Annotated in this window: 16 protein-coding genes; 12 read left to right on the top strand and 4 right to left on the bottom strand. The window is 62.8% G+C overall.

Going from position 1 to position 17,970, the window contains the following annotated elements; genetic code table 11:
• Nucleotides 1-65: 65 nt before the first annotated feature.
• The 3 genes from BQ8794_RS02300 (at nt 66) to BQ8794_RS02290 (ending at nt 4,099) form a co-directional block, all read left to right on the top strand.
• Nucleotides 66-1,274, top strand: a complete 1,209-nt coding sequence (locus tag BQ8794_RS02300; protein WP_077372560.1) for an OmpP1/FadL family transporter — start codon at nt 66-68, stop codon at nt 1,272-1,274.
• A 277-nt stretch (nt 1,275-1,551) separates the two neighbouring features.
• Nucleotides 1,552-3,276 (top strand): dihydroxy-acid dehydratase, encoded by a 1,725-nt coding sequence (gene ilvD, locus BQ8794_RS02295; protein WP_077372557.1) that lies wholly within the window; start codon nt 1,552-1,554, stop codon nt 3,274-3,276.
• Nucleotides 3,263-4,099 (top strand): tetratricopeptide repeat protein, encoded by an 837-nt coding sequence (locus BQ8794_RS02290; protein ID WP_023802582.1) that lies wholly within the window; start codon nt 3,263-3,265, stop codon nt 4,097-4,099. The genes ilvD and BQ8794_RS02290 overlap by 14 nt, the downstream gene beginning before the upstream one ends.
• Nucleotides 4,100-4,179: 80 nt before the next feature.
• Here BQ8794_RS02290 and BQ8794_RS02285 read toward each other — a convergent pair whose 3' ends face one another.
• The 4 genes from BQ8794_RS02285 to erpA form a co-directional block, all read right to left on the bottom strand.
• Nucleotides 4,180-4,470, bottom strand: a complete 291-nt coding sequence (locus BQ8794_RS02285; RefSeq protein WP_077372554.1) for a hypothetical protein — start codon at nt 4,468-4,470, stop codon at nt 4,180-4,182.
• A 98-nt stretch (nt 4,471-4,568) separates the two neighbouring features.
• On the bottom strand, nt 4,569-5,363 hold the full coding sequence (gene xth / locus BQ8794_RS02280) for an exodeoxyribonuclease III (RefSeq protein WP_077372551.1): 795 nt from the start codon (nt 5,361-5,363) through the stop codon (nt 4,569-4,571).
• 7 nt (nt 5,364-5,370) lie between these two features.
• A complete protein-coding gene (locus BQ8794_RS02275) occupies nt 5,371-5,763 on the bottom strand; it encodes a VOC family protein (RefSeq protein WP_077372548.1) in 393 nt (130 codons plus the stop codon).
• Between the two features lie 3 nt (nt 5,764-5,766).
• Nucleotides 5,767-6,114 carry an iron-sulfur cluster insertion protein ErpA gene (gene erpA / locus BQ8794_RS02270; protein WP_077372545.1) on the bottom strand — a complete coding sequence of 116 codons (348 nt, stop codon included), beginning with the start codon at nt 6,112-6,114 and terminating at the stop codon, nt 5,767-5,769.
• A 112-nt stretch (nt 6,115-6,226) separates the two neighbouring features.
• On the opposite strand from erpA, the gene BQ8794_RS02265 reads away from it, so the two are divergent.
• The 9 genes from BQ8794_RS02265 (at nt 6,227) to tatC (ending at nt 17,950) form a co-directional block, all read left to right on the top strand.
• Complete coding sequence (locus tag BQ8794_RS02265) at nt 6,227-7,441, top strand: deoxyguanosinetriphosphate triphosphohydrolase (RefSeq protein WP_077372542.1); 1,215 nt, start codon at nt 6,227-6,229, stop codon at nt 7,439-7,441.
• Nucleotides 7,442-7,508: 67 nt separating this feature from the next.
• The gene (argS, locus tag BQ8794_RS02260; protein WP_077372539.1) at nt 7,509-9,266 is read left to right on the top strand and encodes an arginine--tRNA ligase; all 1,758 of its coding nucleotides are present in this window, start codon (nt 7,509-7,511) and stop codon (nt 9,264-9,266) included.
• A 103-nt stretch (nt 9,267-9,369) separates the two neighbouring features.
• Nucleotides 9,370-13,092 carry an SPOR domain-containing protein gene (locus BQ8794_RS02255; protein WP_077372536.1) on the top strand — a complete coding sequence of 1,241 codons (3,723 nt, stop codon included), beginning with the start codon at nt 9,370-9,372 and terminating at the stop codon, nt 13,090-13,092.
• Nucleotides 13,093-13,254: 162 nt separating this feature from the next.
• Entirely contained in the window at nt 13,255-14,274 is a 1,020-nt protein-coding gene (gene nagZ / locus BQ8794_RS02250) for a beta-N-acetylhexosaminidase (RefSeq protein WP_077372534.1), read from the top strand.
• A gap of 126 nt (nt 14,275-14,400) precedes the next feature.
• On the top strand, nt 14,401-15,201 hold the full coding sequence (locus BQ8794_RS02245) for a segregation and condensation protein A (protein ID WP_077372688.1): 801 nt from the start codon (nt 14,401-14,403) through the stop codon (nt 15,199-15,201).
• Nucleotides 15,198-15,977 (top strand): SMC-Scp complex subunit ScpB, encoded by a 780-nt coding sequence (gene scpB / locus BQ8794_RS02240; RefSeq protein ID WP_027156214.1) that lies wholly within the window; start codon nt 15,198-15,200, stop codon nt 15,975-15,977. Before BQ8794_RS02245 ends, scpB begins: the two co-directional genes overlap by 4 nt.
• Before the next feature lie 178 nt (nt 15,978-16,155).
• Nucleotides 16,156-16,377 carry a twin-arginine translocase TatA/TatE family subunit gene (locus tag BQ8794_RS02235; protein ID WP_023802572.1) on the top strand — a complete coding sequence of 74 codons (222 nt, stop codon included), beginning with the start codon at nt 16,156-16,158 and terminating at the stop codon, nt 16,375-16,377.
• 29 nt (nt 16,378-16,406) lie between these two features.
• Nucleotides 16,407-17,096, top strand: a complete 690-nt coding sequence (gene tatB, locus BQ8794_RS02230) for a Sec-independent protein translocase protein TatB (RefSeq protein WP_077372531.1) — start codon at nt 16,407-16,409, stop codon at nt 17,094-17,096.
• Between the two features lie 44 nt (nt 17,097-17,140).
• A complete protein-coding gene (gene tatC, locus BQ8794_RS02225; RefSeq protein ID WP_051407946.1) occupies nt 17,141-17,950 on the top strand; it encodes a twin-arginine translocase subunit TatC in 810 nt (269 codons plus the stop codon).
• Nucleotides 17,951-17,970 lie beyond the last annotated feature (20 nt).

The following is a 17,970-nucleotide window of genomic DNA, read 5'->3' as shown; positions in this document are numbered from 1 at the left end:
TCGTTGTTGCGCCGTTAACCTGAATTGGGTCTAGCTTAGTCCATTCGTACTAGGGGAGGAGATTCATGAACAATTTGCGTCTGAAAGCGCTGCTGGGGGCGGGGTGCTTTTCGCTGTTGAGCTCGGGCATTGCCAACGCTGGCGGCTTCGACCGTGCCGGTGTCAACATCGACCAGTTGTTCGATGCCGCGCCATATTCGTTCGACGCCGGCGTCACCTATGTTTCGCCACAGCGCACACTGAAGAATGTGCAGCGCCTGGATGGCTCGGGAATGTCGTCCTCGTCAGTGGATGTCGGCGGCGACTATGCGGTGCCGCGCATCGGTATAAAGGCCAATATTTTCGAACCAGTGGATTGCCTCGCGACTTATACGGAACCGTATGGCGCGGAAGCAGACTTCGGAATGAACAACGCCTATTCGCCAACCGCGGTCGAATACTACGTCAAAACAAATGATTTCGGCCTAACCTGCTCCTACAAGGTAAATGTCGGCAAGGGCACCTTCCGGTTCATCGGCGGCGTTTCCTACCAGGAGGTCGATGCGTTTCTGTCGCGCCAGACACTGCTGGCCTTCGGTAATACCGGCCTCGGCAAATTCCAGCTTTCCGATGAGGCATGGGGTTGGCGCGTGGGTGCCGCCTATGAAATTCCCGAAATAGCCTTGCGCGCAAGCCTGGTCTACTCTTCGAGCTACAAATATGACGGACTGTCGGGAACCGTCGACTCGACCGGATTTGCAGGTGGGCCGCTAGGAAATGTTACCGGCGTGTTCCCTGTCTCCGCCTCGGCCGAGATACCGCAGGCCGTGGAATTCAAGCTGCAGAGCGGTATAGCTCCTGGCTGGTTGGCCTTTGGCTCGGTTCGCTGGCAGGAATGGAGCAAGCTTGGCATTATTCCAATTAACGGCGTGATTAACCCGGTTTTCGGTACACCCTCGAACGTTTCTTTCGACCTGCTCTATCGCGACGGCTGGACGGTTTCGGGCGGCATAGCTCACAAGTTCACCGACCAATTGTCGGCCGCGGTTTCGCTGACCTGGGATCGTGGAACCTCGACGACCTCCGGCTATCAGTCGGACACCTGGTCCGTGGCCAGCGGCATCTCCTATTCGCCGAACGACAAGATCGAGGTCAGACTTGGTGGCTCGATCGGTGTCCTGACCAGCGGATCGTCGACCTTCACCGGTGTTGGCGACGCGGCAAATGCCATCAGCTACACATATGACGACGATCTGCTCCTTGCTGGCTCAGCTTCGGTTAAGGTCAAGTTCTAAACATCTGTTTTCAATAGTAAAAAGGCCAGGCATCGCCCGGCCTTTTTGCTTGAGGGGCTTGCCGGCGACCAAGCGGCGTTGCAACGACGCGGCTTCCCTCTGCCTCACGCGATCGTGATGTTTTGGCAACAGTTTCTGAACAACCCTCGCGCCACAACCGCGTCCGCCGACATTGCCTACTTCCCGCCATAAACCCGGCGCACCTCGAATTCGTCCCAGGGCATGCCAAAAGGCTCGGCGGTGGGGCAGGTCGCACCGCTCGCGGCAAGGGAAGAGTATGAACGCCAGAGTCATCTCCAAGGCCAAGCTGCCCAGCCGCTATGTGACCGTCGGTCCGGCGCGTGCGCCGCACCGCTCCTATCTTTATGCGATGGGCTTGTCGGCGGCCGAGATCGCGCAGCCACTGGTCGGCGTCGCGAGCTGCTGGAACGAGGCGGCACCCTGCAACATCTCGCTGATGCGCCAGGCGCAGGTGGTCAAGAAGGGTGTCGCCGCGGCTAACGGCACGCCGCGCGAATTCTGCACCATCACCGTCACGGACGGCATCGCCATGGGCCACCAGGGCATGAAATCGTCACTGGTGTCGCGCGAGGTCATCGCCGATTCGGTCGAACTCACCATGCGCGGCCATTGCTACGATGCGCTGGTCGGCCTTGCCGGTTGCGACAAGTCGCTGCCCGGCATGATGATGGCCATGGTGCGGCTTAACGTGCCGTCGATCTTCATCTATGGCGGCTCGATCCTGCCCGGTTCCTACAAGGGCCGGCAGATCACCGTGCAGGATGTGTTCGAGGCCGTCGGCCAGCACTCGGTCGGCACGATCGGCGATGCCGAACTCCTCGAAATCGAGCAAGCCGCTTGTCCGTCGGCCGGTTCCTGCGGCGCCCAGTTCACCGCCAACACCATGGCCACCGTCGCCGAGGCCATCGGGCTGGCGCTGCCCTATTCCTGCGGGGCGCCGGCGCCCTATGAGATGCGCGACCGCTTCAATTTCGCCTCCGGCGAAAAGATCATGGAACTGATCGCAAGGAATATCCGCCCGCGCGACATCGTCACTCTGAAGGCGCTGGAGAATGCGGCGACCGTGGTCTCGGCCACCGGCGGCTCGACCAACGCAGCGCTGCATTTGCCGGCGATCGCGCATGAGGCCGGGATAAAGTTCGACCTCTTCGACGTCGCCAGGATCTTCGAGAAGACGCCTTATATCGCCGACCTGAAGCCGGGCGGCAAATATGTCGCCAAGGACATGTTCGAGGCCGGCGGCATTCCGCTCTTGATTAAGACGTTGCTCGACCACGGCTATCTGCATGGCGACTGCCTGACCGTGACCGGCCGCACTTTAGCCGAAAATATGGAGCACGTTGCCTGGAATGATAGCCAGGATGTGGTCCGTCCCGCCAACCGACCAATCACCCGAACGGGTGGCGTCGTGGGCTTGAAGGGAAACCTTGCCCCCGAAGGCGCGATCGTGAAGGTCGCGGGCATGTCGGAGCTTAAATTCTCTGGTCCGGCACGCTGCTTCGATTCGGAAGAGGAATGTTTCCAGGCGGTTACGGATCGCAGCTACAGCGAAGGCGAGGTCCTCGTGATCCGCTACGAGGGACCGCGCGGCGGTCCGGGCATGCGCGAAATGCTATCGACGACGGCGGCTCTCTATGGCCAGGGCATGGGCGGCAAGGTGGCTCTCATCACCGACGGGCGTTTTTCGGGCGCGACACGCGGTTTCTGCATCGGCCATGTCGGGCCGGAAGCCGCCATGGGTGGTCCGATCGGGCTGCTCAGGGATGGCGACTTGATCTCGATCGACGCGGTGAACGGCACCATCGAGGTGGCGCTGTCCGACACCGAACTGGCGACCAGGGCAAAGGCATGGAAGGCGCGCGCGACCGACTATCAGTCGGGCGCGATCTGGAAATATGCACAAACGGTAGGGCCTGCCCGCGACGGGGCGGTCACCCATCCCGGTGGTGCGAGAGAAACACGTTGTTATGCGGATATCTGAGTTGCTGAGGTTGTCTGTCTTTTCGGCACTGGTCGCGATCGCCACTTTCGGCGCGACCTTGGGCGCCGCGGGCCAGGCCATGGCCTTCGACGACAAGGTGTTCGACGACAAGACCGGCGTGAAGCCGCAGTCGAGCCCGTGGGCAGTGTTCCAGTTCGGCTTCTCCGCCTACAAGAACGGCCGCAAGGAGCAGGCTGCGGAGGCTTATAAATACGCGGCCGAAAATGGCCAGATCGGCGCCACCTGGAAGCTTGCGCGCATGTATGCCGAGGGCGACGGCGTCGAGCGCGACGATTACGCAGCCTTCAAGTTCTTCAGCGAGATCGTCGATCAGGACGTCGAGCCAGGTTCGCCGGAAGAGAGCTATGTCTCGGATGCGCTCGTGGCGCTCGGCGACTATCTGAGGAAGGGCATCCCCGGCAGCCCGATCAAAGAGAACGAGGTAGCGGCCCAGGAGTACTACATGCGTGCCGCCGCCAACTACCGCAACCCGAATGCCCAGTTCGAAATGGGCCAGATCTTCCTGAATGGCAAGGGCGGCGTCAAGGCGAGCATCAAGCAGGCCGGACGCTGGTTCCAACTCGCTGCGGAAAAGGGCCATGCCGGCGCGCAGGCGACGCTCGGCCACCTGCTCTTCCAGAGCGGCAAGATCGTTCGGGGGCTGGCGATGATGACCGCGGCGCTTGAACGGGCCGCGCCTTCCGACCAGCCATGGATACGCGGCATGCAGGAAGAGGCGTTTGCCGCCGCGGGCGAGGCCGACCGCCGCACCGCGATTTCGCTGGCCGACGACATCCTCACCAAGGGCGGCGGCGACCGGTAGTCGCGAAACCAGCACGAAGCCAACAGCTGGGAAAGGCTGGGTCAATAGTCAGGAAGAGTGGGATTTCGAAAATATCGAGATCAATTCTCGGTCGGTTGCGTCGGAACGGGACCGGACTCCGGCGTTGAAATCGGCGTGGCCGGTGGCGCCATCGTGGTTTTAGGACAATCGTCCCGGATCCTTGTCCATGACGTGTTGTTGAGCACCATGTCGCAGCGGGCGAGATGGCTCCGACCGGAAAGCGTCAGGCAGGCGACCTGGCCGATCTGGAATGATGTTCCGTTGGCCAGGCATGCAGGATCGGCAATCGCCGGCGTCGCCGCGAGGGCGAGCGCGGCGGCACATGGGCAAATCGCAAACCTGATCGTCATCCTGAACCCCAGCCGAACCCGGATTGCAGCGGAAACCCCGATTGTGGCGATATGACGGTCCATCAACCGGGAATCCGGCGGTTCGGGCCCCGAAACGATCAGATTGGCGCAAAACCCAGTTCGATGGCCACCGGCACGTGATCCGAGGGTTTTTCCCAGGCGCGCACGTGCTTTTCGATCGAGGCCGAGGAAAAGCGGTTGGCGGCCTCGGGCGAGAGCAGCAAGTGATCGATGCGGATGCCGTTGTTCTTCTGCCAGGCGCCGGCCTGATAGTCCCAGAAAGTAAATATGTCAGGCGAGTCGGTGACCGCGCGCACGGCTTCGGTGAAGCCGAGGTTCTTCAGCCGGCGGAACGCCTGCCTGGTCTGCGGCTGGAACAGCGCATCGCTGAGCCAGTTCTCCGGGAACTTCGCATCGATCGGTTCGGGGATGACATTGTAGTCCCCGGCCAGCACCAGCGCCTCTTCGAGCACGAGCCTTTCCTCGGCCCAGCGCTCCAGCCGCGCCATCCAGGACAGCTTGTAGGAGAACTTCTTCTCGTCATCGATCGGGTTGCCGTTCGGCAAATAGAGCGAGGCAACGCGCAACGCGCCCTTGTCGGTCGAGAACACGCCCTCGATGAAACGCGCCTGCTCGTCGGCATCGTCGCCCGGCAGGCCCCTGATAACCTCGTCGAAGCGCAGCTTCGACAGGATGGCGACGCCGTTAAATCCCTTTTGGCCATAGATTTCGACGTTGTAGCCAAGCGCCTCGATCTCGGCCCGCGGAAACTGCTCGTCGACCGTCTTGATTTCCTGCAGGCAGGCGACATCGGGCGCGCTTTCCGTCAGCCAGTGGGTCAAATTGCCGATACGGGCCCGAACGCCATTAATGTTCCAGGTGACGATTTTCATGACGGCCTCATTGCTGTTCAGGCGGATGGCGTTCGACGAGGCCGATCGTATTGCCTGCCGGATCCTTTAGGAAGGCCATCCATTCGCTTTCCCCCGCCGGCCCGAACAGGCCCTCGGTATCGCGGTGGACGAGCATCGGCGGCGCGGTGAAGGGGACACCGGCGGCTTTTGCCGAGGCGTGGAAATCGTCAAGGCCCGAAATGTCGAGATAGACGGTGCCGGCCGGCAGGCCATCGGTGAACAGCAGCCGCACGTCGCCGGCCATGATGAAGGCGATGCCGGGCGGATCGAAGCGCACGTGCACGGTCATGCCAAGCACATCGTGCCAGAACGCCAGCGTTGCATCGAGATCGCGCCCGGCTGAAAGCGCGACCTGACGGACCGCGCTAATGATAGGCATTCTCTAAATACTGAAGCTGGTGCCGCAGCCGCACGAGGCGACCGCATTCGGGTTCCTGATCTGGAACGACTGGCCCATCAGATCGTCGACGAAATCGATCACCGAGCCGCCCATATAGACCAGCGAGAGGTCGTCGATCAGCACGGTGGCGCCGTCCTTCTCAATGGCGACGTCGTCATCGTTGCGCGCGTCGACCAGGTCGAACTTGTAGGAAAAGCCGGAGCAGCCGCCGCCCTCGACCGAAACGCGCAACGCCGTCTTGCCGGCTTCGCCAGACACAATCTTGGCGATCCGCCTGGCGGCGGCGTCGGTCATCTCGACTTTCATGGCGGACTTGGCATCAGCGCCCATGGGCGTCACCTTGCTTTCGGTTTCACATGATAGGTATGAAGCGCGAGGGGGCAAGTCAACTGGCGGCATAGGCTATGGAAATTGGTTGGGGCTATGGAAATTGGTTGGGGCGATGACAAATGAGTTGGGCGACATCGGATTCGGCTATCGGCCGCGCGCCGCCTATGCCTGCGATCCGGCAAAGTCGCGCGGGCGGCTGTTCGACGAGGTGGAGAGCCCGACCCGCACGCCGTTCCAGCGCGACCGCGACCGCATCATTCATTCGACGGCCTTCCGCCGGCTGAAGCACAAGACGCAGGTGTTCGTGGCGCATGAGGGCGACCATTACCGCACCCGGCTGACGCATTCGATCGAGGTGGCGCAGATCGCGCGCGCCCTGGCGCGGGCGCTGCGCGGCGACGAGGACCTGGCAGAGGCGGTGGCGCTGGTGCACGATTTCGGTCACCCGCCCTTCGGCCATACCGGCGAGGACGCGCTGAACGAGAAGATGGCGGCCTGGGGCGGCTTCGACCACAATGCACAGTCGCTGCGCGTGGTGACGCGGCTGGAGAGCCGCTATGCCGAATTCGACGGGCTGAACCTCACCTGGGAGACGCTGGAGGGGCTGGTCAAGCACAACGGGCCGCTGACCGACGCCAGTGGAAACGGGCTGAAGGGGCCGGTGCCGCAAGCGATCCGCGACTATTCGGAGCTGCACGACCTCGAACTCGATCGCTTCGCCGGCATCGAGGCGCAGTGCGCGGCGATCGCCGACGACATCGCTTACAACAGCCATGACATCGACGACGGCCTGAGGTCGGGCCTTCTGAAGCTGGACATGCTGGAAAAGGTCTCGCTGCCCGGCTCGATCCTCGACGGCGTGCGTCAGCGCTATCCGGCGCTGGACGATGTGAGGACAGGGCACGAACTGATGCGCCGGCAGATCACGATGATGGTCGAGGACGTCATCGTCTCCACCACCGCCAATCTGGCCCGCATCAAGCCGGACAGCGCCGACGCGGTGAGGGCGGCAGGCGAGACGATGGTGACCTTTTCAGCCGAAATGGCCGCTTTCGAAAAGGAATTGAAGGCCTTTCTCTACAAGCATCTCTATCGTCACAGCGAAGTCATGCGCGTGCGCAACGAGGCCGAGCAGATCGTCAACGACCTGTTCGAGGTCTATTTCGCCGATCCGCGCGCCATGCCCGATGGCTGGCGCGAAGGGCTCGACCGGGCTGACGATCGCATCAAGGCGCGCAGCGTCGCCGATTTCCTGGCGGGCATGACGGATACCTACGCTTTGAAGGAACACCGCCGTTTGTTTGACCATACGCCTGAATTAAGCTAGGCGGGGCTCGATTTTGCCGGCCAATAGACCGGATTCCCGCAAAGCTGCCAGAGCCAGAGCCACACCAATGAACATCTTCGCCGATTTCAACGCGCGAATTATAAAGGCCGTCGAAGCGCTTGATTTGAAAGACAAAGACGGCGGTTCGCTGGACTTGTCGCGCATCGCCGTCGAGCCGCCGCGCGACGCCAGCCATGGCGACCTGGCGACCAATGCGGCAATGGTGCTGGCCAAGCCGACCGCCCAGCCGCCGCGCGCACTGGCTGAAAGGCTGGCGCAAGCGCTGCGCGCCGACACCGACATCGCTTCTGCAGACATTGCTGGTCCGGGCTTCGTCAATCTCAGGCTCAAGGACGCGTTCTGGCAAGTGCACCTGACTGCGCTGCTCGGCGAAGGCCGCAATTACGGCCGCTCGACCGTCGGCGGCGGCAAGAAGGCCAACGTCGAATATGTCTCGGCGAACCCGACCGGACCGATGCATGTCGGCCATTGCCGCGGCGCCGTGGTGGGGGATGCGCTCGCCAATCTGATGGCCTTCGCCGGTTATGACGTGACCAAGGAATATGTCATCAACGACGCCGGTTCGCAGATCGACGTGCTCGGCCGCTCCGCCATGCTGCGTTACCGCGAGGTGCTGGGCGACGACATCGGCGAGATTCCTGCCGGGCTCTATCCGGGCGACTATCTCGTGCCGGTCGGTCAGGCTCTGGCGAGCGAATTTGGCCGTTCCTTGCTGCAGATGCCGGACGATGAAGCGCTTGCCCTTGTCAAGGACAGGACGATCGACGCGATGATGGCGATGATCCGTGAGGATCTGGCGCTGCTCAATGTGCATCACGACGTCTTTTTCTCGGAGCGCACCCTGCACGCCGACAACGCCCGGAAAATCCGCTCGGCGATCAACGACCTGACCCTCAAGGGCCATATCTACAAGGGCAAGCTGCCGCCGCCCAAGGGCGAGAAGCCGGACGACTGGGAGGATCGCGAGCAGACGCTGTTCCGCTCGACAGCGGTCGGCGACGACATGGACCGGGCGCTGGTCAAGTCGGACGGCACCTTCACCTATTTCGCCGCGGACGTCGCCTATTTGAAAGACAAGGTCGATCGCGGTTTCGTCGAGCTGATCTATGTGCTTGGCGCCGATCATGGCGGCTATGTGAAGCGCCTGGAAGCGCTCGCCCGGGCGATTTCCGGCGACGAGGTGAAGCTTACCGTGCTGCTTTGCCAGTTGGTAAAACTTTTTCGCGAGGGCGAGCCGGTGCGCATGTCGAAGCGGTCGGGCGATTTCGTAACGCTGCGCGAAGTGGTGGAGGAGGTCGGTCGCGACCCGATCCGCTTCATGATGCTCTACCGCAAGAACGATGCGTCGCTCGATTTCGACTTCGCCAAGGTGACCGAGCAGTCGAAGGACAATCCGGTGTTCTACGTGCAGTATGCTTCGGCGCGCTGCCATTCGGTGTTCCGGCAAGCGAGCGAACAGTTGGGCGAGGCCAATTTCGACCGCAATCGGCTGGCCGCCGCCACCGCTTCGCTGACCGACGAAGGCGAGATAGGCCTGATTAGGAAGCTTGCCGAATATCCGCGGCTGATCGAATCCGCGGCACTTGCGCTCGAGCCGCACCGGCTGGCATTCTACCTCTACGATCTCGCCTCCAGCTTCCACGGACATTGGAACCGCGGCACCGAAAATCCCGACTTACGTTTTGTTAAGGTTAACGACCGACAATTGACCCATGCCAGACTAGGGCTGGTGCAGGCTGTTTCGGACGTTTTGACGTCCGGCCTGACGCTGATCGGAGCCGATGCGCCCACCGAAATGCGTTAGGTTTGACTAAAAAACCTGTCACCTTTTGCCCACATTGCGCTGGTAAGGGCCAACCCTGCGCGACGTCCACGGCGTCCGAATGAGTGCGAGTTCGGGAACAATAATGGCAGACAGAACCCAGCTGAAAGCAGCCGCCCAAAACGATATCGCCAACGATGATCCGTTCGCGGAACTGACCAGGATCATGGGGTTCGACCCCCGCCAGCCGGTCAAGCCGCGGGTCCAGTCGACGCCGGCTGCAGCAAGTCAGCCGGCGGACGACGGCGATTTCGGCATCGACCTCGAGAAGGAGCTGATGGGCGAATTCGGCGGCGACGACAATGACGGCGCAACCGAGCTTCGCCAGCCGGCTTTTGCAGCGGCCGTAAATGACCCAATGGACGACGGGCTTGGGGACGACGGGCTTGGGGATGTTGGGGACGACGAGCTTGTCGCGTCGCTCGAACAGGGTCTCCTGCTCGACGACGATGCGGCGGACGAAGCCGCCGATGCCGTTGCTGCCGACGATGTGCGCTCTGGCGTTGCCGGAGCATCCGCGCCGGCTGCTGAAGCTGCTTTCGACGACGATTTCGACGAAGCGCTCGTCAGTTCGCTCGAAGACGTGTCGCTATTCGAAGACGATTTGCCGGCGAACGACGAGCTTGGGAACGACGGGCTTGGGAACGACGGGCTTGGGAACGACGGGATTGGGAACGCCGAGCTTGCCGCGTCGCTCGAACAGGATTTTCGGCTGGACGACGACACGGCGGACGAAACTGTCCATGCCGTTGCCGCCGCCGACCTGGGTTCTGGTGTTGCCAACATATCCGCGCCGGCTGTTGAAGCGGCGTTCGACGACGATTTCGACCATGCGATCGCCAGTTCGCTCGAAGACGTGTCGCCGTTCGAAGACGATTTGCCGGTAAACGACGAACTCTCTGCGTCGTTCGAACAGGATCTCCGGCTGGACGACGGTGCGACGGACGAACAGAATACCGCCGCCGACGTCTCCGCGCCGGCCGCCGAACCCGCGTTCGACGATGAATTCGACAACGCCGTCGCAAGCTCGCTCGACGACGAACTGATGCTCGACGAACATGAGTCGATCGAGGCCGCTGTTGAAGCTCCTGCTGCGCCTGCTCGGGCCGTTTCGGATGAGTCCGACGAGGACTTTGCCGACCACGACACCATGGCCGACGTCGTCATGGATGACGTCGACATGGATTTCGACATTCGCACGGCTGAACCGGTCGAAATCGACGAGCCAGGAATTGACGAACCGGAGGCTATCGCCGCTAAGGACGATGAGCCTTCCATCGCAACCCCGGAACATGCGTTCGACGACGATTTTGAATTGAGCTTCGACGACGCGCTTGCCGAGGAAGCCGAGGAGCCGGCTACTCAGGCCCCCGGCGTTGCAGCCCAACCGACGGACCCAGCCCCCGTCGCTGAGGAGCGGAGCCTCGAAGACGAATTGAACGCGCTGTTGGGCACCATGCGCACACGGGCTGCCCCCGCGGCAGCGTCCGCAGCCAATGAACCCGCCATGGTTCAGCAACCTGTAGCCGCGGCTGGAAAAGCGACCGACAAACCAGTGGATCCCACCGACGAACTGGTCTGGAGCCTTGACGAGCAAGACCTTTCGGAGCAGCCCAATGATGACGCGGTCCAGGCCGCCGACGCCGATCTCGACACCGTTCTCCTCGACGGGCTCGAGGGCCATGATTTCGGCGCTGAAGATGCTGCCGGACCGGCTGATATCGATTTCGACGACGATGCATTGCACGCCGCCTTCGCCAAGGACATCGGTCTGGATCATGGCGACGGCGATGACGTTGCGGCCGCCGCTCCACAGCAGGATCCGAATGGTTCAATCAGCTGGATGACGGCACCCTCCGACGCGCCTGCGCCGGCCCGTTCGTGGAGCCGCGTAACGCCGGTCGCACAGCCGCAGCCTGCCTTTGCGGCCCAGCCGACGGCTTCGGCGACCACAGAAACAACGGCACCGCCAACGGCTGCGGCACCCTCCTATCAGGATGAGCCGGCCTATCAGGATGAGCCGGCCGAAGGCGATGCCGCCAATGCGGCACCTGCGCCAGCGCAAAGCGAACAACCCTCTGCATATGACGAGATGCCCGATGTCGAGACGGTCGATGTGCCCGAGCGCGTCGTAGCCCTGGCGGACGACCTCGATATTCCGGAACTCGACTTCAATGAAGACGAACCGCCGGCGCCTGCCTATGACGATCTCGATACCGAGTTCGCCAACCTTCTCTCGGAAATGAATGCCGTGGACGTCGCTGCCGCCCCGGCGCGCAGCGCGGCGTATGACGACGAATCCTACAATTCCGGATTCAAGCCGGGGGCCGGATTCGAGCCGGGGGCCGGACCCCAGCCGGGGGCAGGGTTCCAGTCAGCGGCCGGGTTCCAGTCAGGCTATGAGCCCAACCGCGTTGAAACGCGGACCTATGCGGCGAGACCAGCACAAGCGCCCGTCAGTGCGTCTTACGCCGATGCTGCCAGTGGCTTCGATCTGGGCGACTTGCCCAACGGCCGGCCGGTTTCGCAAGCGCAAGCCAACGACTTTGCCCTGGACGAGCTCGACTACGACCCCGAACTGGATGAGGCCATGTCGGTTCCAGGCCTGGCCGAGCAGGATGTCGCGAGGCCCCGGAGCCGCGGCCTGCTGGTCGCCGCAGTCGTCGGCGCCGTGGCGCTCGCCGGCGGTCTGGGCGCCTTCGCGCTGTCTTTCGGCGGCAACGGCGGCACCGATGCGCCGGTCATCGTCAAGGCGGACAACGCACCGATCAAGGTCAGGCCGGAAAACCCGGGCGGCACCGTCGTGCCGAACCAGGACAACAAGGTTTACGACGCCGTGGCCAAGGGGGGCGCGAGGCCTGCCGAACCGGTCCAGGAAAAACTGGTCACCAACACCGAAGAGCCAGTGGACGTGGCGGCCAAGGAACCGCCGCAGAGCCGTGTGGTCGATCTTTCGCCCGACGACATCGACACGGCTGAAGCCGCCGATGCGGCCGGCACGCAAGCGGCCGGAAATGCCGACGCCGCTGCGCCGGCAGCCAAGTCCGAGGATCGTATCGCCCAGGTTCTGCAAGAGGCCGAGCAGGGCATCGAGCCGGATGTCGTCGCCGTTGCACCACGCAAGGTGAGAACCATGGTGGTCAAATCAGATGGTTCACTGGTTGCGCGCGAGGATCCGGCGCCTGCGGCATCGCAGGTGGCTGCCGTCGAGCCTGTCGATCCGGCACCGCAGCTTGTGGCCCCGGCGGGTCAGGCCGGCGACGCGGCGCAGACCGGTACCGTACCGTCTGTTGCCAACCAGGCAAGTGGCGACCTGTTGGGCGGCGACCCAGTGGCCGGCGACCGGGCCGAAACCGCCGCGCCGGAACCCGCCAGGCCGGAAGCAGTCAATCTGGCCGCCGCGCCCACGGCTGAGGCTGAAGCCCAAACCACCCAGCCTGCCAACACGCCGGCCACGGTTCCGGTGGCGCCGCAGCGTCCGTCCGACCAGCCGGTCGACGTCGTCGGTGAGGTCAAGCCCGACCAGGTTGCGTCCATCAGTCCGCCGGCGGCCTCGACCGGCGGTGGCTCGTGGTCGATGCAGATCGCCTCGCAGCCGACCGTCGAAAGTGCCCAGTCGACTTATCAGGATCTGCAGCGTCGCTATGGCAGCGTGCTCTCCGGCCACACGGCCAACATCGTCAAGGCCGAGATCGCCGGCAAGGGAACGTTCTATCGCGTCCGCGTCCCGGCGAAGTCACGCAACGATGCGATCAACCTGTGCACCAACTACAAGGCTGCCGGCGGCAACTGTTTCGTGTCGCGCTAACCATTTTCAAATCTCCGGCCCTCGGGCCGAAAGAACCGGCGCGGTCACAGACCGCGCCGGTTTTCCATGTGGAAGGGAGTTCTTGTGTGGAAGGGATTCCGGCTCGAGCGATGTAGCTCGATGCGATTCCCTTTGTCTGCGTGAAGCTCTAAACTCCCGCCCATGACCGAATCAAAATCCATGATCCTTGGCTGCGCCGGGAAATCGCTCACACGCGACGAAATCAATTTCTACCGCAACGAATGCCCGTGGGGATTCATCCTGTTTGCCCGCAACATCGGCGAGGCCGAGCAGATCCGCGATCTGGTCGCCGCGATGCGCGATTGCGTCGAGCGCCCGGACGCCCCGGTGTTCATCGACCAGGAAGGCGGCCGTGTGCAGCGTCTGCGGCCGCCGCTGGCACCGAATTATCCGGCTGGTGGCGCGCTCGGCGCCTTGTGGCGCAACGACCACGATGCCGGCAACCGCGCAGCCTGGCTGATGGCGCGGCTGCATGCTTTCGACCTGCTGCGCTACGGCATCACGGCTGATTGCCTGCCGGTGCTCGACGTGCCGATCGAGGGCGCCAGCGACGTCATCGGCGCGCGCGCCTATGGCAAGGAGCCCCGCGCCGTCATTGAACTGGGCCGCGCCGCGGCGGAGGGCCTGATGTCTGGCGGCGTGCTGCCGGTGATGAAGCATATTCCCGGGCATGGACGGGCCTTTGCCGACACGCATTTCGAACTGCCGACCGTCGATGCCTCGATGAGCGACTTGCAGCGGCATGATTTCGCCCCGTTCAGGGAGCTCAATCATTTGCCGATGGCGATGACGGCGCATGTCGTCTACAGCGCGATCGACCCGAAGAACCCGGCCACCACCTCCGGCAAGGTCATCGACGAGATCATCCGCGGCGAAATCGGCTTCGACGGGCTGCTGATGAGCGACGACACCTCGATGAAGGCACTTTCTGGGGATTTCCCGACAAAGGCGGCGGCGATCCTTGCGGCGGGCTGCGATCTGGTCCTTCACTGCAACGGCGTTTTCGAGGAGATGGTCGGCATTGCGTCGCGCACAACCGGGCTTGAAGGCATGTCGCTGCAACGCGCGCAACGGGCGCTGACCTATATCAAGAACCGCGATCGGGCTGATGAAGCCGAGATACGCGCCGAATTCGCCACCTATTTCGACGCGGTGGCCTAGACCATGATGCCGAAAGGTGAGAGCCGGTTTTTCGGAACAGATCACGGTCAAACAAGAAGATAGAAGCAAAGGAAGCGACAGGCAGTGGCGGAAACGTTGGACAGCAAGGCCGGCAAGGCCGCACCGATGGACCGTCTTTGGGCCGAGAACGACGATTCGCGGCTGACCGGCGATCCCGCGCTGGTCGTCGACGTCGACGGTTTCGAGGGCCCGCTCGATCTTCTGCTGCACCTTGCCCGCAACCAGAAGGTCGATCTGTCGCGCATCTCGATCCTGGCGCTGGCCGAGCAATATCTGGCCTTCGTCGAGAAGGTGAGGGCGCTCAGGCTGGAGCTTGCCGCCGACTATCTGGTAATGGCGGCGTGGCTGGCGTTTCTCAAGTCGAAGCTTTTGATCCCCAAGCAACCCGGCGACGACGGCGAAAGCGGCGAGGAACTGGCGGCGGTGCTGCAATTCCGGTTGAAGCGGCTGGAAGCGATGCGCGACGCGGCGGCACGCCTGGTCAATCGCAACCGGCTCGGGCGCGACGTGTTCGCCCGCGGCATGCCGGAAATGGTCATCGTCGAGAAACGCAACGCCTATTCGGCCTCGCTCTACGATCTGCTGACCGCCTATGCGGCGCAACGCCAGAAGCAGGCGATCACCAATGTGACGATCGCCAGGCGCGGTGTGTGGTCGCTCAAGGATGCGCGCGACATCCTGAACAGGCTGATCGGCACACTTGCCGACTGGACGGCGCTGGACAGTTTCCTGGTCGAATATCTGACCGACCCGGACGAGCGGCGCACCGCGATTGCCAGTTCGTTTGCGGCGACGCTGGAACTGGTGCGCGAAGGCAAAATGGAAATGCGGCAGGACGAGGTGTTCGCGCCGCTCTATCTGCGCGGTCGTGCGCAAGGCATCAGGGCAGTTGAGGTGGCATCATGAGCGAGCGCGCCAACGCTTCGGTCATTCCGTTCAAGGTCGATGACGAGACCGAAGACGGCGTGCTTGCCGAGGTGCCGGCAGAAAGCCAGGCCCAGAACCTGTCCCAGAATCCTGGCGAGCGGCTGCATATGGCGGAAGCCGTGCGCATGGCCGAGGCGATCGTTTTCGCCAGCGCCGAGCCGGTCAGCGAAAAGCAGCTTGCCGGGCGCCTGCCCGACGGCATCAATATTGCCGCGGCGATGGCTGAACTGCAGCAGATTTATGCGCGGCGTGGCGTCAATCTGGTGCGCGTTGGCGATGCCTGGGCGTTCCGCACCGCCGGCGATCTGGCTTTCCTGATGAGCCGCGACACGGTGCAGCAGAAGAAGCTTTCCCGTGCGGCGCTCGAAGTGCTGGCGATCATCGCCTACCACCAGCCGGTGACGCGCGCCGAGATCGAGGATATCAGAGGCGTCGAGACCTCGAAGGGCACGCTGGACACGCTGATGGAGACCGAATGGGTGAAGATGCGCGGCCGGCGCCGCACCCCCGGCCGTCCCGTCACCTACGGCACTACCGACATCTTCCTCGACCATTTCGCGTTGGAGGAGATCCGCGATCTCCCCGGCATGGAGGAATTGAAGGGTGCCGGACTGCTTTCGGGCCGCATGCCGTCGAATTTTTCCATTCCGCTGCCGCCGGCCGACCCGGATGCGCTGACCGACGACGAGGATCCGCTGACCGACATCGACCTTGAGGAACTCGGCCTGTTGACGCCGCGCGTCGAGGAAGATTGATCGCAAACGACTTGCCGAAAGCGATGGTATTTAACGGCTGCGCCGATTGGTAGCGGGCTGAGGCGCCGAAACTGCGTGACTTCGGCCACTCATTTATAAACTCTGTCGCGGTTGTGTTTGAATCCCGGCGCGAAAGCGCATAGATCATCGTCAGAGAAAACTTTCGAGAGAGATTGTTATGGGTTCATTTTCGATTTGGCATTGGCTGATCGTGCTGGTGATCGTTCTGCTGGTGTTCGGTCGCGGCAAGATTCCCGAGTTGATGGGTGACATGGCCAAGGGTATCAAGAGCTTCAAGAAGGGCATCGCCGACGACGAGGTTGCCGAGGACAAGCGCACCGTCGAGCACCGTGCCGACGAAACCGTTTCGGCAGCGAAGGAAAAGGCCAGCAAGAGCTGAGCCCAAAACTTTAGTCGGAACGTATCGCCATGTTCGACATCGGCTGGACCGAGATGCTGGTGATCGCGATCGTCATGATCGTGGTCGTCGGGCCCAAGGATTTGCCCAAGATGCTGCGCACTTTCGGCCGCACGACGGCGAAGATGCGCGGCATGGCAGCCGACTTCCAGAAACAGTTCAACGACGCGCTGAAGGAGGCCGAGCTTGACGACGTCAAGAAGTCGGTCGATTCACTCAGAAGCCTCAACCCGGCCGCCGAGATCAGGAAACAGCTCAACCCGTTCGAGCAGGCGGCGGCCGACGTCCGTTCAGGCGTCGACGCGGTGATGAAGCCGAAGCCGGCCGCAGACCCGGTCGCGCCGGCTGCTCCGACGCCGCAGGATACCGAGCTGAACAATGGCGCGACGGTGCTGCCGGGCGTCGATGCCCGGGAAGCGGCGCCGGCAGCGCCGACCTTTCCGGCGATGACCGACGGTTCGGTGACACCGCCTGTCGCGACGGCGACGCCGGCTGCATCGCAAAAGGCCACGGCGGCGAAGACGAAGGGCGCGCCAGCGAAAGCGATGCCGGCCTCCAAGGCCGCAGCGAAGCCAGCGGCAACAGCGGCAAAACCTGCTGTGACAAAGACCGCGGCTAAAAAGGCCGAGCCGAAGCCTGCACCGGCAGCGGTGAAGAAGCCGGCCGCAGCCGCCAAAAAGACGGCGGGAGCCGCCAAGTGAGCATTTCGGAAAAGGACGAGATCGATAAATCGGCGGCTCCGCTGATGGAGCATCTGATCGAGTTGCGCCGGCGGCTGATGTGGTCGATCGGCGGGTTCTTCGTCGCCTTCCTGTTCTGCTTCTTCTTCGCCAAGCAGTTGTTCAACCTGCTGGTCATCCCGTTCAAATGGGCGACGCAATGGGCAGGGCTCGACCCGCACAAGGTCGAGCTGATCTACACGGCGCCGCAGGAATTCTTCTTCACCCAGGTCAAGTTGGCGATGTTCGGCGGCATGGTGATCGCCTTTCCGCTGATCGCCACGCAGATCTACAAATTCATCGCGCCCGGTCTCTACAAGAATGAACGCAACGCTTTCCTGCCGTTCCTGATCGCTTCGCCGATCCTGTTCCTGATGGGCGCGTCGCTGGTCTATTTCTTCTTCACGCCGATGGTAATGTGGTTCTTCCTCGCCATGCAGCAGGCCGGCACTGACGACCAGGTGCAGATTTCCCTGCTTCCGAAAGTGTCGGAATATCTCAGCCTGATCATGACGCTGATCTTCTCCTTCGGCCTGGTGTTCCAGTTGCCGGTGGTGACCAGCCTGATGACGCGGGTGGGCATGCTGTCGTCCGAGGCGCTGGTCGAAAAGCGCAAATGGGCAATCGTCATCGCCTTCGTCGTCGCGGCTATTCTGACGCCGCCCGACCCGATAAGCCAGATCGGCCTGGCCGTTCCCACCATCCTTCTCTACGAGGTTTCGATCTGGTCGGCCCGGCTGATCGAGCGCAGCAAGGAACGGGAACGTCTGGCGCGCGAGAAGCGGGAGGCTGCGGAAGCGGCGGCCGAAAAGCCGGCGGACGCGTCGTCGACCTAGGCTAGTGTCCGTCCATAAAC

This window comes from Mesorhizobium prunaredense (assembly GCF_900156895.1).
Classification (GTDB): Bacteria; Pseudomonadota; Alphaproteobacteria; order Rhizobiales; family Rhizobiaceae; genus Mesorhizobium; species Mesorhizobium prunaredense.
Note: the sequence above shows the minus strand (reverse complement) of the source record. Positions and strands in the feature narration are given on the sequence as shown.

Bases quoted from the DNA above. Each gene is read 5' to 3' on its own strand.
- BQ8794_RS02300 (WP_077372560.1), top strand. From the start codon at position 66: ATGAACAATTTGCGTCTGAAAGCGCTGCTGGGGGCGGGGTGCTTTTCG.
- ilvD (WP_077372557.1), top strand. From the start codon at position 1,552: ATGAACGCCAGAGTCATCTCCAAGGCCAAGCTGCCCAGCCGCTATGTG.
- BQ8794_RS02290 (WP_023802582.1), top strand. From the start codon at position 3,263: ATGCGGATATCTGAGTTGCTGAGGTTGTCTGTCTTTTCGGCACTGGTC.
- BQ8794_RS02285 (WP_077372554.1), bottom strand. From the start codon at position 4,470: ATGACGATCAGGTTTGCGATTTGCCCATGTGCCGCCGCGCTCGCCCTC.
- xth (WP_077372551.1), bottom strand. From the start codon at position 5,363: ATGAAAATCGTCACCTGGAACATTAATGGCGTTCGGGCCCGTATCGGC.
- BQ8794_RS02275 (WP_077372548.1), bottom strand. From the start codon at position 5,763: ATGCCTATCATTAGCGCGGTCCGTCAGGTCGCGCTTTCAGCCGGGCGC.
- erpA (WP_077372545.1), bottom strand. From the start codon at position 6,114: ATGGGCGCTGATGCCAAGTCCGCCATGAAAGTCGAGATGACCGACGCC.
- BQ8794_RS02265 (WP_077372542.1), top strand. From the start codon at position 6,227: ATGACAAATGAGTTGGGCGACATCGGATTCGGCTATCGGCCGCGCGCC.
- argS (WP_077372539.1), top strand. From the start codon at position 7,509: ATGAACATCTTCGCCGATTTCAACGCGCGAATTATAAAGGCCGTCGAA.
- BQ8794_RS02255 (WP_077372536.1), top strand. From the start codon at position 9,370: ATGGCAGACAGAACCCAGCTGAAAGCAGCCGCCCAAAACGATATCGCC.
- nagZ (WP_077372534.1), top strand. From the start codon at position 13,255: ATGACCGAATCAAAATCCATGATCCTTGGCTGCGCCGGGAAATCGCTC.
- BQ8794_RS02245 (WP_077372688.1), top strand. From the start codon at position 14,401: ATGGACCGTCTTTGGGCCGAGAACGACGATTCGCGGCTGACCGGCGAT.
- scpB (WP_027156214.1), top strand. From the start codon at position 15,198: ATGAGCGAGCGCGCCAACGCTTCGGTCATTCCGTTCAAGGTCGATGAC.
- BQ8794_RS02235 (WP_023802572.1), top strand. From the start codon at position 16,156: ATGGGTTCATTTTCGATTTGGCATTGGCTGATCGTGCTGGTGATCGTT.
- tatB (WP_077372531.1), top strand. From the start codon at position 16,407: ATGTTCGACATCGGCTGGACCGAGATGCTGGTGATCGCGATCGTCATG.
- tatC (WP_051407946.1), top strand. From the start codon at position 17,141: ATGGAGCATCTGATCGAGTTGCGCCGGCGGCTGATGTGGTCGATCGGC.